Annotated in this window: 12 protein-coding genes; 6 read left to right on the top strand and 6 right to left on the bottom strand. The window is 69.2% G+C overall.

The genetic code is table 11. From position 1 onward, the window contains the following. Positions 1-23 precede the first annotated feature (23 nt). Positions 24-605 carry an NAD(P)H-dependent oxidoreductase gene (locus G3576_RS01235; protein WP_164692501.1) on the bottom strand — a complete coding sequence of 194 codons (582 nt, stop codon included), beginning with the start codon at positions 603-605 and terminating at the stop codon, positions 24-26. Further along, positions 605-1,036, bottom strand: coding sequence for a cupin domain-containing protein (locus tag G3576_RS01240; RefSeq protein ID WP_235951343.1), 432 nt, complete (start codon positions 1,034-1,036; stop codon positions 605-607). Before G3576_RS01240 ends, G3576_RS01235 begins: the two co-directional genes overlap by 1 nt. 71 nt (positions 1,037-1,107) lie before the next feature. Here G3576_RS01240 and G3576_RS01245 point away from each other — a divergent pair, with 71 nt between their 5' ends. Beyond that, on the top strand, positions 1,108-1,689 hold the full coding sequence (locus tag G3576_RS01245; protein ID WP_164692502.1) for an NAD(P)H-dependent oxidoreductase: 582 nt from the start codon (positions 1,108-1,110) through the stop codon (positions 1,687-1,689). Position 1,690: 1 nt separating this feature from the next. On the opposite strand, the gene G3576_RS01250 is transcribed toward G3576_RS01245, so the two are convergent. Genes G3576_RS01250 through G3576_RS01260 form a run of 4 tightly spaced genes read right to left on the bottom strand, consistent with a single transcriptional unit; the run spans position 1,691 to position 5,665 of the window. Beyond that, on the bottom strand, positions 1,691-3,019 hold the full coding sequence (locus G3576_RS01250) for a cytosine deaminase (RefSeq protein ID WP_328728233.1): 1,329 nt from the start codon (positions 3,017-3,019) through the stop codon (positions 1,691-1,693). After that, entirely contained in the window at positions 3,019-3,879 is an 861-nt protein-coding gene (locus tag G3576_RS31185) for an ABC transporter permease (RefSeq protein WP_207622599.1), read from the bottom strand. Before G3576_RS31185 ends, G3576_RS01250 begins: the two co-directional genes overlap by 1 nt. Continuing rightward, complete coding sequence (locus G3576_RS01255) at positions 3,876-4,637, bottom strand: ABC transporter ATP-binding protein (RefSeq protein ID WP_164692504.1); 762 nt, start codon at positions 4,635-4,637, stop codon at positions 3,876-3,878. Before G3576_RS01255 ends, G3576_RS31185 begins: the two co-directional genes overlap by 4 nt. 8 nt (positions 4,638-4,645) lie before the next feature. Continuing rightward, complete coding sequence (locus G3576_RS01260; RefSeq protein ID WP_164692505.1) at positions 4,646-5,665, bottom strand: ABC transporter substrate-binding protein; 1,020 nt, start codon at positions 5,663-5,665, stop codon at positions 4,646-4,648. A 266-nt stretch (positions 5,666-5,931) separates the two neighbouring features. Between G3576_RS01260 and G3576_RS32480 the strand changes: the two genes are divergently transcribed. The 5 genes from G3576_RS32480 to G3576_RS01285 all read left to right on the top strand — a co-directional run bounded on the left by G3576_RS32480 (position 5,932) and on the right by G3576_RS01285 (position 13,658). Then, positions 5,932-7,038 carry an ABC transporter ATP-binding protein gene (locus tag G3576_RS32480; RefSeq protein WP_164692506.1) on the top strand — a complete coding sequence of 369 codons (1,107 nt, stop codon included), beginning with the start codon at positions 5,932-5,934 and terminating at the stop codon, positions 7,036-7,038. Further along, positions 7,035-8,075, top strand: a complete 1,041-nt coding sequence (locus G3576_RS01270) for an ABC transporter substrate-binding protein (RefSeq protein ID WP_164692507.1) — start codon at positions 7,035-7,037, stop codon at positions 8,073-8,075. Before G3576_RS32480 ends, G3576_RS01270 begins: the two co-directional genes overlap by 4 nt. A 36-nt stretch (positions 8,076-8,111) precedes the next feature. Beyond that, on the top strand, positions 8,112-9,815 hold the full coding sequence (locus tag G3576_RS01275) for an ABC transporter permease subunit (protein ID WP_164692508.1): 1,704 nt from the start codon (positions 8,112-8,114) through the stop codon (positions 9,813-9,815). A gap of 166 nt (positions 9,816-9,981) precedes the next feature. After that, positions 9,982-12,102 carry a hydantoinase/oxoprolinase family protein gene (locus tag G3576_RS01280; protein WP_207622600.1) on the top strand — a complete coding sequence of 707 codons (2,121 nt, stop codon included), beginning with the start codon at positions 9,982-9,984 and terminating at the stop codon, positions 12,100-12,102. After that, entirely contained in the window at positions 12,099-13,658 is a 1,560-nt protein-coding gene (locus tag G3576_RS01285; protein WP_164692509.1) for a hydantoinase B/oxoprolinase family protein, read from the top strand. The genes G3576_RS01280 and G3576_RS01285 overlap by 4 nt, the downstream gene beginning before the upstream one ends. Positions 13,659-13,669 lie beyond the last annotated feature (11 nt).

The following is a 13,669-nucleotide window of genomic DNA, read 5'->3' on the forward strand; positions in this document are numbered from 1 at the left end:
ATCGCGCGCAGGGCAAGGGGCAATCAGAACCCGGCCATCTCCCGCCTCACCTTGGCGAGGAAGGTCGCGCGCTGGTGTTCGGTGGCGCGGTTCATATCGTAGAGCGCGTGGTACTGCACGCTCGCGCGGCCCGCGCTGACGATACGGAAATAGCGCGTGACGATCTTGCGCGGCGGATCGCCCATCATCATCGCCGTCCAGCGCGGGCGGCCATAGGTGCTGATACCGGCCACCTTGCGGATGTGCAGCAGGTTGGGCGAGGCGACGCCGTCTTCCAGCTTGAAGGACACGCCCGGCAGCATCACGCGGTCCATCCAGCCCTTGAGGATGGCGGGCAGGCCGAAGCACCAGGTGGGGAAGGACAGGACCAGAGCCTCGGCCTCCATCAGGCGGCGGACGTAGTCGGCCACGGGCTCCTGGTTCGCCGGCACCTCGTGATAGCCGCGGCGTTCGGCGGCGGAGAGCACGGGGTTGAAGCCTTCGGCATAAAGGTCGCAGAAATCCACCTGGTGGCCGGCATCGCGCAGCCCGTCCCGCGCGGCGCGGCTGATGGCGGCGTGGAAGCTGTCCTCCAGCGGATGGGCATAGAGGTAGTGGACGCGCATCAGCGGCGCCCCGCGATGACGGCGATGTCCTCCGGCGCCAGGTCAACCGGCGTGCCGTTGCGGATCAACTCCGCGAAGCCCTCGTTCGGGGTCATCATGGTCAGGCAGTAGAGCTTCTCCGACGTGTCGTTGACGACGACATGCTCGGTGCCCGGACGCAGGACGAAGCAGTCACCGGGGCCGACCGGCATCTCCACCCCATCGGCATAGGCCTTGCCGGAGCCGGCGAGGACGAAGAAGCACTCCTCCGCCGCGCTGTGGGTGTTGGGGGGCGTGCGGCCGCCCGGTTCGAAGATCTCCACCACCAGGGTGAAGGTCACGCCATCGGCCACGGGATCGAAGAGGCAGGCGAAGTAGTTGCTGTCCTTGGGCGAGATGCGGAAGCCGCGGAGATCGGCGGCGCGGCGGGACAGGACGGGGGCGGCCATCATGCGGCAAGGTTCCTTGCAAAGCTCGCCGTGATTGTTGCACATCCCGGCGGCGAAGAACCGGGACGATCACGATGCGCATCCTGCTGGTGCACAGCCACCCCCGCAGCGACAGCCTGAACGCCGCGCTGCGCGACGCCACGCGCGAATCGCTGGAAGCCGCGGGCCACACGGTGGAGGTGCGGGACCTCTATGCCGAGGGCTTCAATCCCGCGCTGAGCGCGGAGGAGCGCGGCGTCTACCATGCCGTCACGGACAACTATGCGGGCGTGGCGGACCATGTGGAGAGCCTGCGGGCAGCCGATGCGCTGGTGCTGGTGTACCCCACCTGGTGGTACGGCATGCCGGCGATGCTGAAGGGCTGGTTCGACCGCGTCTGGGCGCCCGGCGTCGCCTTCAAGCTCGGAGAGGGCGCGATCGAACCGCTGCTGACCAACATCAAGCGCATCGCGGTGGTGACCACCTACGGATCGCCCACCTGGCTGCTCTGGTACATCGGCCGTATCGACCGGAAGCTGCTGGGCCGAGGCATCCGGCGGCTCTGCGCCAGGGACTGCAAGGTGGAATGGGTGACGCTGACGCGGATGGACCACCGGACGCGCGCGGAATGCGAGAGCTTCGTCGCCCGCGTCCGCGCGCATTTCCGGAAGTGGTGACCTACAGGCCGACGACCGCATCCAGCTCCCGCCAATCCGGCACCGTCGCTTCCAGAACCTTGCCCGCGCGCAGGACGATGCGGTCGGATTGCGGGCGGGAGAGCAGCTCCGTCATGAAGCGGGCGGAGAACAGCACCAGGTCGGCGGTGGCGCCGACGCGGATGCGGCCGTGCTGGCGTTCCACCTGCATCGCCTCCGCCGGTGCGGCCGCGGCGGCGCCGTGCCAATCCCCGAAGGGATGGTCGAGGTGGAGGATGCGCGTCGCCTCCCGGAACACCTCCGCCATGTCGAGGTCGCCATAGGCGTAGAACGGGTCGCGCGTGTTGTCGGACGCGACGGAGACGCGGATGCCCGCCGCGCGCATCTCATGCACCAGCGTCACGCCACGCCAGCGGGGCGTGCGGTTCGGCACGCGGTCCTGCAGGTACATGTTGCACATCGGCAGGACGACGATGTCGATGCCGGCCTCCGCCACGCGGGCGATGGTCTCCTTCGCGAAATCCTCCGGCTGGATGGACAGCGAGCAGCAATGACCGGCCTGGATGCGGCCCTTGAAGCCGCGCTTCAAGGCGGTCAGCGCGATCTCCCGCAACGCGCGGGCACCGCTCTCCCCGCTCTCATCCACATGCAGGTCGAGGTCGAGATTGCGGGCCTCGGCCAGCGAGAAGAAGTGGTCGAGTTCCTCCTGGAACCCCTCGGGCAGGTCGTCATGGATGCCGCCGGAATGGCGCGTGACCATGCCGAGCACGCCGCCGCTGTCGGCCACCATGTCGGCCAGCGCCACGCCGTCATCCCCCTTGAAGCGGTCGAGCGGGCAGATGGAGGACATCTGGAGATCGATGCGCCCGGCCCAATCCTCCCGCAGCTTGCGGAAGACGCGCCAGGTGCCGGCGCCATGCGGCATATAGGTGTCGAGGTGGGTGCGGATGGCGACGGTGCCATGGGCATAGGCGCAGCGCAGCGAGAAATCGGCGCGGGCGGCGACATCCTCCGGGCTCCAGGCCTTGGTGCGGTCCGCCATGACAGCGTTGATGGCGCCGGCGAAGGTGCCGTCGGCGTTGCGCGACCGCGGCCAGATATGGCCCTTGTCCAGATGCGTGTGGGCATCGACGAAGCCCGGCCAGACCTGGCCGCCGCGCAGGTCGATCCCATCCTCCCCGCCATGGCCCGCTGGCACGATGGCGGCGATGCGCCCTTCCTCGATCCGGATATCGACGCGCGAGAGGCCGTCGGCCTCCTGCGGCCCCTCGGCATGGGCGAGCAGCGCGGTCGGCACGCGGGCATCCAGCAGCCAGAAGCGGCTGCCGGCAGAAGCAAGGGCGGTCTTCACTACTTCCGTTCCTTCATCGCGCTTTCGTGCCAGTGGCGGAGCGCGAGATGCGAGATGAGGCTGAGCGCCAGGAAGATGGCGATACCGGTGACGGAGATGAGCACGAGGGAGGCGAACATCCGGGGAATCTTGAGCTGGTAGCCGGCTTCCAGGATGCGATAGGCGAGGCCCGAGGCGCGCCCGCCCGTGCCCGCCACGAATTCGGCGACGATCGCGCCGATCAGCGCCAGGCCGCCCGAGATGCGGAGCCCCGCGAGGAAGTAGGGCATCGCCGTCGGCAGGCGGAGGTAGCGCAGCACCTGCCAGCGATTGGCGCGATACAGGCGGAACAGGTCCACCAGGTTGTGGTCCGCGCTGTTCAGGCCGAGCGTCGTGTTCGACAGGATCGGGAAGAAGGCGACGATCCAGGCGCAGATCAGCAGCGCGATGCGGATGTCGTCCACCCAGATGAAGATCAGCGGCGCGATGGCCACGATCGGCGTCACCTGCAGGATCACCGCATAGGGGAAGAGCGACAATTCGATGATGCGCGACTGCGCGAAGAGGACCGCGAGCGCGAGCCCCAGCAGGGCGGCGACGAACAGCGCCGCGAAGGTGATCTGCAGCGTGATCAGCAGCGATCCCGACAGCGTGCCCCAATCCGCCAGCAGCGTGCGGCCGATCTCGATCGGGCCCGGCAGGATGTAGTTGGGGATGCCCTTGGCCTGCACCGCCCATTCCCAGGCGGCCAGCGCCAGGAAGCCGATCAGCGTCGGCATCAGGATGCGCAGCCAGGCATCGGGCGTCAGGCCCAGCACCTTGCGCTCGGCATGTTCCTCGACCGCCGTCGCGGCCTCGTTGGAGGAGAGGACGACGCTCATTCGCCCATCGCCCTCGTCAGTGCGGCGGAGATGTCGCGGCAATGGGCGGCATAGGCGGCGGAGGTGCGGAACACCTCGCCTCTGGGATAGGGGGCATCCACGGAGAGGTCCTCCACCACGCGGCCGGGCCGCGCGGCCATGACGACGATGCGGCGTGAGAGGTAGACGCTCTCGAACACCGAATGGGTGACGAAGATGGCGGTGAAGCGCTCCGCCTCCCACAGCGTGAGCAGGTCGTTGTTCAGCTTGTGGCGCGTGATCTCGTCGAGCGCCGCGAAGGGCTCATCCATCAGCAGCAGCCGCGGCTTGGTGACCAGGGCCCGGGCGATGGAGACGCGCATCTTCATGCCGCCCGAGAGGGCGCGGGGGTAGGATTTCTCGAACCCCGCAAGGCCCACGGACGCCAGCGCCGCGGCGGCGCGGGCCTCCGCCTCGCTGCGCGCCACGCCCGCCAGGCGCAGCGGCAGCATCACGTTCTTCAGCGCATTGGACCAGGGGGCGAGGGTCGGCTCCTGGAAGACGAAGCCGACATCGCCGGAGGCATGGCCGCCGGCCGCCATCTCGATCCGGCCCGCACTCGGCGGGATGAGGCCCGCCATCATGCGCAGCACGGTCGATTTGCCGCAGCCGGAAGGACCGAGCAGGGAGACGAAATCCCCCTGCCCGATGGCCATGTCGACACCCCGCACCGCGAGCGTCCCGTTGGCGTAGCGCTTGGAGACGCCGGCCAGCGAGACGACCGGCGCCCCGATCCCCATATCCACCCTCAGGCCAGACCGACGCGCTTGTTCACGAAATCCAGGCTGTAGGCCTGCCGGAAGTTCATGCCGGCGGGGTAGAGGCCGACATCGCGCATGCCCTCATAGAAGGACTGCCAGCGCGCATCGGTCATGGCGCCGCAGCCGAGGTTCAGTGAATCGCCGGACATGACGATGCCGTTGCTGTTCATCACCTGGATCGCATAGGCGATCTTGGCGTCGTCCATTTCCGGGTTGTCGCGCTTGATCAGCGCATTCGCGGCGCTGATGTCCCCGCCAGCGAGGTACTGCGTCCAGCCTTCCATGGTCGCGCTGACGAAGCGCTGCACCAGGTCCCGCTTCTCCGTCACCATGCGGCGGCTGACGTCGATCGTGGTGTTGTAGTTGTTGTAGCCGGCATCGGCGATCAGGAAGACCTTGGGCCGCGCGCCGGCCTGCATGGCGGCGAAGGGCTCCGACGACACGAAGCCCTGCTGGATCGCCATGCGGTCCGCCAGGAAGGGGCCGACATTGAAGGTGTAGGGCCGAATCTGCTCATCCGTGAAGCCGAAGCGGCGGCGCAGGAAGGGCCAGTAGGTGACGCGGCCGGAAGCGCCGATCAGGATCGGGCGGCCGCGCATGTCCTCGAAGGAATTGATGCCGTTGCCCTCATGCGTCATCAGGATCTGCGGATCCTTCTGCATGATGGCGCCGATGGTCAGGAAGGGCAGGTTCTCCCGCACATAGTTCAGCGCCTGGAAGCCGTTGGACATGATGAAGTCCACGCGGCCCGCGAGCAGCAGCTGCGACGGGTTCTGCTGCGGGCCGCCCATGCGGATCTCGCAATCGATGCCGTAGCGGCGATAGATGCCGGACGCGACGGCGTGGTAGTAGCCGCCATGCTCGGCCTGGGCGCGCCAGTTGGTCTGGAAGGACACCTTCTCCAGCGTCTGCGCCAGCGGCACCCGGGCGCCCGCCACCGCGGCGAGGGTGAAGGCCGTGCCGCCCGTGAGCAGCGCGCGCCGCTCGATCCGATACCGTGTCCGCATCCGCCTGTCCCTTTCTTCCGCATCCCGGTTGCCACCGCCGACTCGCGGCGGTTCACCCCTTTACAAGGGTGCATGGCCGAAAGTCAGCAAGGGTCGTGCCAGGGCGTGCCGCAGCGCGCGCAGGCATAGACCGGTTGGGCATCGGCGCGAAAGCGGGCAATCGCGATAAATTTAGGCAACCGTTTCCCGCCTGCGGGACGCCACGGGCGAGTTTCCCCCCCGCCCGGGCATGGCGCCCCCGCCCCGGCTTTGCCTAAAGTCCCGCCGTGCCAGACAACGCCCCCCATCTCCTCCTCGACCATCTCACCAAGCGCTATGGCAGCCAGGCGGCGGTCGATGACGTGTCGCTCTCGGTCGAGCGCGGCGAATGCATCGCGCTTCTCGGTCCCTCCGGCTGCGGCAAGACCACGACGCTGCGGCTGGTCGCCGGCTTCATCATGCCGGATGAGGGCCGGATCCTGCTGGACGGCAAGGCGATCGAGCGGTCGCCGCCGCATCGCCGCCAGATCGGCATGGTGTTCCAGAACTACGCGCTGTTTCCGCATATGACGGCGGCGGACAATGTCGGCTTCGGGCTGGAGATGCGCGACGTGTCCCGCGCCGAGCGCGACAAGCGGGTGGCCGAGGCGCTCGGCATGGTCGGGCTCGGGCACCTGGCGGATCGCTACCCCGCAAGGATGTCGGGCGGCCAGCAGCAGCGTGTCGCCCTGGCCCGCGCGCTGGTCATCCGCCCCGACCTGTTGCTGCTGGATGAGCCGCTGTCGAACCTCGACGCCGGGCTTCGCGTGGAGATGCGGGAGGAGATCGCGCGGCTTCGCGCGGCCTCCGGCATTACGACCCTCTTCGTGACCCATGACCAGGAGGAGGCGCTGGCGCTGGCCGACCGCGTCGCCGTCATGGATCGCGGCCGCATCGTCGAATGCGCCGCGCCGGCGGAGCTGACGGAACGGCCGCGGCACCTCTTCACCGCCGGGTTCCTCGGCGCCCGCACCGTGCTCGCGGGCCGCGCCGCCGAGGGGCGCTTCGTGCTGGAGGATGGCACCATCCTGGCCCTGCCCCCGGATGCGCCGGCGCGGCCGAGCCATCTGGTGCTGCGCGCCGCGCGGCTCTGGCTGCTGTCGCCGCGGGAGGCACAGCTGCCGCGCGGGCCCCTGCCCTACAACCATTTCGCGTTGCCGGGGATCGTCACCGCCGCGACGCGGCTTGATGACAGCATCCACTACGAGGTCAGCGTCGCCGGCCGCCAGGTGCGCGTGCACCGGCCCTCCGCCGAGCCCGCCATCGCGCCGGGCACCGAAATCACCCTCGCCGCGCCGCCGGAGGCGGTGTCCTGGATCGAGGATTTCACCGCCGCAACGGGAGCATCCGCATGAGCATCCAGACGTCTCGCCGCGCCCTGCTGGGCGCCGCCCTCGCCGCCCCCGCCATCTGGGGCAAGGACGCCGTCGCGCAGATCCGCCGCGGCGATGAGCTGACCGTCGGCATCTGGGGCGGCGCGCAGGAACGCATCACGCGCCAGTTCTGCGCGACGCCGCTGGAACGCCAGCATGGCGTGAAGATCAACTACGTGCTGGGCGGCACGCCGGAACGCCGCGCGCGCGCCTATGCCGAGCGCGGGCGGCCTTCCTTCGACCTGCTCTACCTCAACATCTTCGAAAGCCGGCAGGCGGTGAAGGATGGCGTGACGATGCCGTCCAGCGCCAATGTCCCCAACTTCGCCAACCTCTACGAGGTCGCGAAGATCGGCGGCTTCGCGGTGGCCTTCAACCCGGTCACCATCGTCTATGACCGCCGCAAGGTGGCGGCGCCCATGACCTCCTGGCGCGATTTCTGGCGCGACGATCTGAAGGGCAAGGTGATCTGGCCGACCTACCCGGGCGCGCAGGGCACGGCGGCGCTGCTGATGGCGGCGAAGGTGTTCGGCGGCAGCGAGACCAACATCGACCCGGCCTTCCAGAACATCGCCCGCCTGAAGCCCTTCGCCGCCATCCAGGGCAGCCAGGACCAGCTCTACGGCATGTTCGACCAGGATGTGGGCGCGGCCAGCGTGGAGTTCGGCAGCTTCACCCGCAAATATGCGGAGACGCGCAACCCGAACATCGTCATCGCCGACCCCAGCGAGGGCCAGGCGATCGCGACCAACGTCGCCTGCATCACGACCGGCACGCGCAACCAGGCGCTGGCCGAGGCCTTCGTGAACCTGCATCTCTCGCCGGAATGCCAGGCGGCCTATGCGGAGGAGATCTACTACTCCCCCACCATCAAGAACGTGCAGTTCGCGCCCGAACTGGCCGCCAAGCTGATCCTGGGCGAGGAAGCCGTGAACAAGCTGGTGGACTTCAACTGGGACGTGGTCATCGCGAACCAGCCCCGCTGGTCCAGCCGCTTCACGCGCGAGATCGCGGGCTGAATTCGGACTGCTGAAGACGGGCATACGGAACGGCGCATGAATTCCTCTCCGCGGGCCGGCTGGCTCGCCCTGCCCTATGGGCTGTGGCTGCTGGCCGCCTTCGCCGCGCCGCTCGGTGCCGTGGCGCTGCTCTCCGTGCAGGAGAGCAGCGAGATGTTCGCGCCGCTCTCGCTCGTGCCTTCCGGCGCGCAATATGCGGAGCTGCTCGGCGACAGCTTCTATGTGCGGGTCTTCCTCAACACGATCTGGCTGGGGCTGGGGGTGGCGGCGGCCTCGACCTTCCTCGCCTATCCGCTGGCGCTGTGGCTGACGCGCCTGCCGCCGCGCTGGAAGCCGATCGGCTTCGCGGTGGTGCTGGTGCCGCTGCTGACGAATGTCGTGGTGCGCTCGCTCGGCATCATCCTCCTGCTGGCGCCGCGCGGCATCGTCTCCGGCATCGGGCAGGCTTTCGGGCTGCCGCCATCGAACCTGCTGTTCGGGTGGTTCGCGGTCGGGCTGTCGCTGACCCAGGTCTTTCTTCCGTACATGGTCCTCGCGCTCTACGACGTTCTCGACGGCCAGGACAAAAGGCTGGAGGAAGCGGCGGCGGGGCTCGGCGCGGGGCCGGCGATGCGCTTCCTGCGGGTGATCCTGCCGCTGTCGCTGCCGGGGCTTCGCGCGGGCCTGACCGTGACCTTCCTGATGGCCTCCACCGCCTATGTCTCCGCGACGCTGGTCGGCGGGCGGAAGGTCTGGGTTTCCGGCATGGTGGTGCTGAAGGAGGGGGTGGAGATCCTGAACTATCCCCTGGCCGCGGCGCTCGCGATGATGATGCTGGGCGCCTCGGTCGCGGTGACGATCCTGATCGGGCGGGTGATCGGGATGCTCACGCCCTGGGTGACGGGGCGCGCGCCGCGTTTCCGGCTGTCTGTCCCGCCGGGGATTCGCCGGCCGCTGGTCATGGTGGCGGAAGCGGTTGCGCCCTTCGTGTCGCGGTTCCTCCTGGCGCTGGCCATCGGCGTGCTGATCTTCCCGCTGCTGCTGGTGGCCGTGGCGTCGGTGAATGACAGCCCGCAGGCGACGGTCGCGCAATTCGTCGGCTTCACCTGGAAGTGGTACGGGATGGTGCTGCAGAACGAGCGCTACCTGGCGGATGCCTGGGTCAGCGTGCAGCTCGCGCTGGCCTGCGTCGCCATCTCCCTCGCCATTGCCTTGCCGGCCTCCTTCGCCCTGGTCCGCGCCGGGTTCAAGGGCCGCGAGGTGCTGGGCGCGGCGCTGATGCTGCCGCTTGCGTTGCCGGGCATCGCGGTCGGGCTCGGCATGCTGCGCCTGCTGCAATGGTTCACGGCGCTGCCGCCCTTCATGGGCGTGCTGGCGGTGCATGTGGTGCTGGTGGCACCCTTCATGCTGGCGCTGCTCCGCGCCTCCGTCGCGGGGCTGGACCGGACGCTGGAGGAAGCGGCCAGCGGGCTCGGCGCGCCGCCGACGCGCGTCTTCCGCAAGGTCATCCTGCCGCAGCTCGGCCCGGGCATCGCGGTGGCCTGCGTCATCGGCTTCCTGCTGAGCTTCGGGGAGGTGACGGTGACGGCCTTCCTCACCACCGCACGCCTCCAGACCCTGCCGGTGCGCATCTATGCCGAGAGCACCTTCAGCCTGGAGAATACGGTGAACGCCATCAGCACCATCTTCATCCTGATGACGGTGGCGATGCTGGTGCTGGTGAACCGCTTCATGCCGCTCGACCGCGTCTGGAAGCGGTAGCACCACCCCTCCCCGCCGGCCACCGAGCCCCCGGATGCCTCGCATCCGGGGGTTTTTCATTTCCGGTTGACGCGCGCCTGCCCCTGGCTGCATGCTTTGCAAACGAAGGACGTTGTCCTGCATTGCGAGACGACTATCCCGCAACGCAGTCGGGGAAGGAAACCAGGTGCCAGACGATGTGACGGGCGCGCCGCGCGCCTCGGCGGGCATGACCGCTGCCACGGGCTATTCGCTGGCCGTCGATATCGGCGGCACCTTCACCGATGTCGTGCTGCGCCACGCCGATGGCCGCGCCACCACCGACAAGACGCTGACCACCCATCGCAACCTTCTGGAGGGCTTCTTCCGCGCGGTGGACCTGGCGCTCGGCAAGACCGGCGTGGGGCCAGAGGCGGTGACGGAGGTGACCGTCCATGCGACGACGCTGGTGACCAATGCCGTCATCGAACGACGAGGCCCGCCGACCGCGCTGCTGGCGACGAAGGGCTTCCGCGATATCCTGAGCATCCGCAACGAACATCGCTACGACATGTTCGATCCGCAGATCGAGTTCCCCGATCCGCTGGTGTCGGACAGCCTGGTCTACACGCTGGATGAACGCATGCTGGCGACCGGCGCGGTGGAGAAGCCCGTGGACGCCGCCGAGGCCGCGGCGGTCGCGCGTCGGATGGCGGCGGATGGCGTGAAGGCCGTCGGCATCTGCCTGCTGAACGCCTATCGCAACGGCGCGAATGAGCGGGCGGCGCGGGACGCCATCCTGGCGGCGGTGCCGGGCATGGAGGTGACGCTGTCGTCGGAGGTCTCGCCGCAGATCCGGGAGTATCCGCGCGCCTCCACGACGGTGATGAACGCCTATACCCAGCCCATCGTCGCGCCCTATCTGGCGGCGCTGTCGGCGGAACTGGTGCGGCGGGGCTTCCCGAACCGGCCACTGATCATGCTGTCAAATGGTGGCGTCGTCGGCACCTCCGTCGCCGGCGCCTTCCCCGTGCGCATGATCGAAAGCGGCCCCGCCGCCGGCGCCCTGGCCGCGAGCTACTTCGCGGAGGTGCTGCAGCTGCCGCGCCTGCTCTCCTTCGACATGGGTGGCACGACGGCCAAGGCCTGCATGATCGATGCCGGCAAGCCGCTGGTGGCAGGCGAGTTCGAGGTCGATCGACGCTACCGCTTCAAGCCCGGCAGCGGCTTTCCCATCACCATCCCCGCCGTGGACATGATCGAGATCGGCGCCGGCGGCGGCTCCATCGCGCGCGTGGACAATCTCGGCCTGCTGAAGGTCGGGCCGCGCAGCGCGGGCTCGGAACCCGGCCCGGTCTGCTACGGGCGCGGCGGCACGGAGCCGACGGTGACGGACAGCGACGTTGTGCTGGGGCTGCTGGATGCGGATCGCTTCCTCGGCGGCGACATGAAGCTGGACAAGGCGGGCGCGGAGGCGGCGCTGGGAAGGCTCGGCGGGAAGCTCGGCACCGATGCGGTCGCGACGGCGCGCGGCGTGTTCGAGGTGGTCTGCGAGCAGATGGCCGGCGCCGCGCGCGCCCATGCCACGGATCGCGGCATCGATTGGCGCGGCCTGCCCATGCTGGCCTTCGGCGGCGCGGGGCCCGTGCATGCCTGCCGCGTGGCGGAGCTGCTGGAATGCCGGCACCTGGTCTTTCCGCCCATGGCGAGCGTGCTGTCGGCCTTCGGGACGCTGGTCTCCCCGGTGCGGCTCGACCTGGTGCGATCCGCGCTGTCGCCGCTGGCGTCGCTGGACTGGGATGCGGTGCGCGCCCTGGTCGGTGGCATGGCGGATGAAGGGCGCGCGGCGCTGGCGGAAGCGGGCGTCGCGGCGGCCGATGCGACGCTCGAACTCGGCGTGGACTGCCGCTACCGCGGGCAGCAGAATGAGGTGACCACGGACCTGCCCCTGGCGGTGCTGGAGGGCGGCGATGCGGCCGCGCTCCGGGAAGCCTTCGAGAGTGCCTATGAGGCCCTCTACGGCATCCGCCTGCCCGATGTGCCGGTGGAGGTCGTGACCTGGCGCCTGGCCGCGCGCGGGCCGCTGCCGGTTGCCAACCCCTCCCCGATCGCGGGCGGCGCGCCGGCCAGCCCGCGCACCCATCGCCCGGTGGCGGTGGAGCCCGGCGTGCCGATGGTTCCGGTCTATGACCGGGCCAGCATCGCCGTGGGGCAGAGCATCGAAGGCCCTGTCATCATCGAGGAACGGGAGACCACGCTGGTGGTGCTGCGCGGCTGGACGGCCAGCGTGCATCCGACGGGCGCGGTGATTGCGGAGCGCGTGGCATGAACGACCAGCTCGACGGCATCGCGCTGGAGATCCAGTGGTCCAACCTGATCGCGACGGTGACGGAGCAGGCGCGCGCGCTGCAGCGCATCGCCTTCAGCCCCATCGTGCGGGAAGCCGGCGACCTCGCCACCGCGCTGTTCGACCGGCGCGGGCGGATGGTGGCGCAGGCGGTGACGGGAACGCCCGGGCACATCAACAGCCTCGGCGCCGCCGGCCAGCATTTTGTCCGCGCCTTCCCGCCGGACAGCCTCTCGCCGGGCGATGTGCTGATCACCAATGATCCCTGGCTGTCGGCGGGGCATTTCTTCGACATCACGGTGATGACGCCGGTCTTCCGCGGCGGCCGCTGCATCGGCTTCTTCGGCAGCACCATCCACCACACGGATATCGGCGGCTATGGCGTCGGCGCCGGCGCGCGGGACGTGCATGAGGAAGGGCTCTGGATCCCGCTCGCGAAGCTCTACGAGAAGGGCGTCGCCAATGCGCTGCTCTTCGACATCATCCGCCGCAACGTCCGCACGCCGGACCATGTGGCGGGCGATCTTGCCGCGCAGGTGGCGGCGGGGCGCGTGGGGGCGGAGCGGCTGAACGCGCTCTGCGACCGCACCGGCTTCGACGACATCGAGGCGCTGGCCGACGCCATCATCGGCCGGTCGGAGCAGGCGACGCGGGAGAGCATCCGCAAGCTCACCCCCGGCACCTATCACGGCGAAAGCATCTTCGATGTCCCCGGCGGGCAGAAGATCACGCTGAAGGCCGCGGTGACGGTGGATGCGGAAGCGGGCGAGCTGATCATCGATTTCGCCGGCTCCTCGCCGGAGGCGCCGATCGGCATCAATGTCGTGCTGAACTACACCGCGGCCTATGCGAACTTCGCCGTGCGCGCCTGCCTCGACCCCGATCTGCCCAACAACTACGGCAGCCTCTTCCCCGTGAAGGTCCGCGCGCCGGAGGGCAGCATCGTCAATTGCCGCTACCCCGCGCCGGTGAATGCGCGCCACGTCGTCGGCATGTATGTCCCTTTCCCGGTGCTGAAGGCGCTGCACCAGGTGATGCCGGATCGCGTGCTGGCGGAGGGCTCGGGCGCGGTCTGGACCATCCAGATCCAGGGCAAGGATGACGAGGGCCAGCCCTTCACCTCCTCGATGTTCAACTACTCCGGCGGCACGGGCGCGCGGCGCGGCAAGCCGGGGCTCTCCGCCACCTGCTACCCCACGGGCGTCGCGGCCGTGCCGGTGGAGGTGCTGGAAGCCGCCATGCCCATCGTCTTCACGCGCAAGGAGCTGCGGCGCGGATCGGGTGGCGCGGGGCGCATGCCGGGCGGCGATGGCCAGGTGATCGGCTACCGCATGCGCACCCGCGATCCCTGGCTGCTGAACGTGGTTGCCAGCCGGACGGACCTTGGGCCGGAGGGGCTGGAGGGCGGCGCCGATGGCATGCCCGGGCGGTTCCTGGTGAACGGGAAACCCGTGAACGAGGCGCGCAAGATGGCGATGGCGGCGACCGACGAAGTGCTCATGGAAACGCCCGGTGGGGGCGGCTACGGTAGGGCGTAACGACACCCCAT

The sequence above is a fragment of the Falsiroseomonas algicola genome (genome assembly GCF_011040385.1).
GTDB lineage: Bacteria > Pseudomonadota > Alphaproteobacteria > Acetobacterales > Acetobacteraceae > Falsiroseomonas > Falsiroseomonas algicola.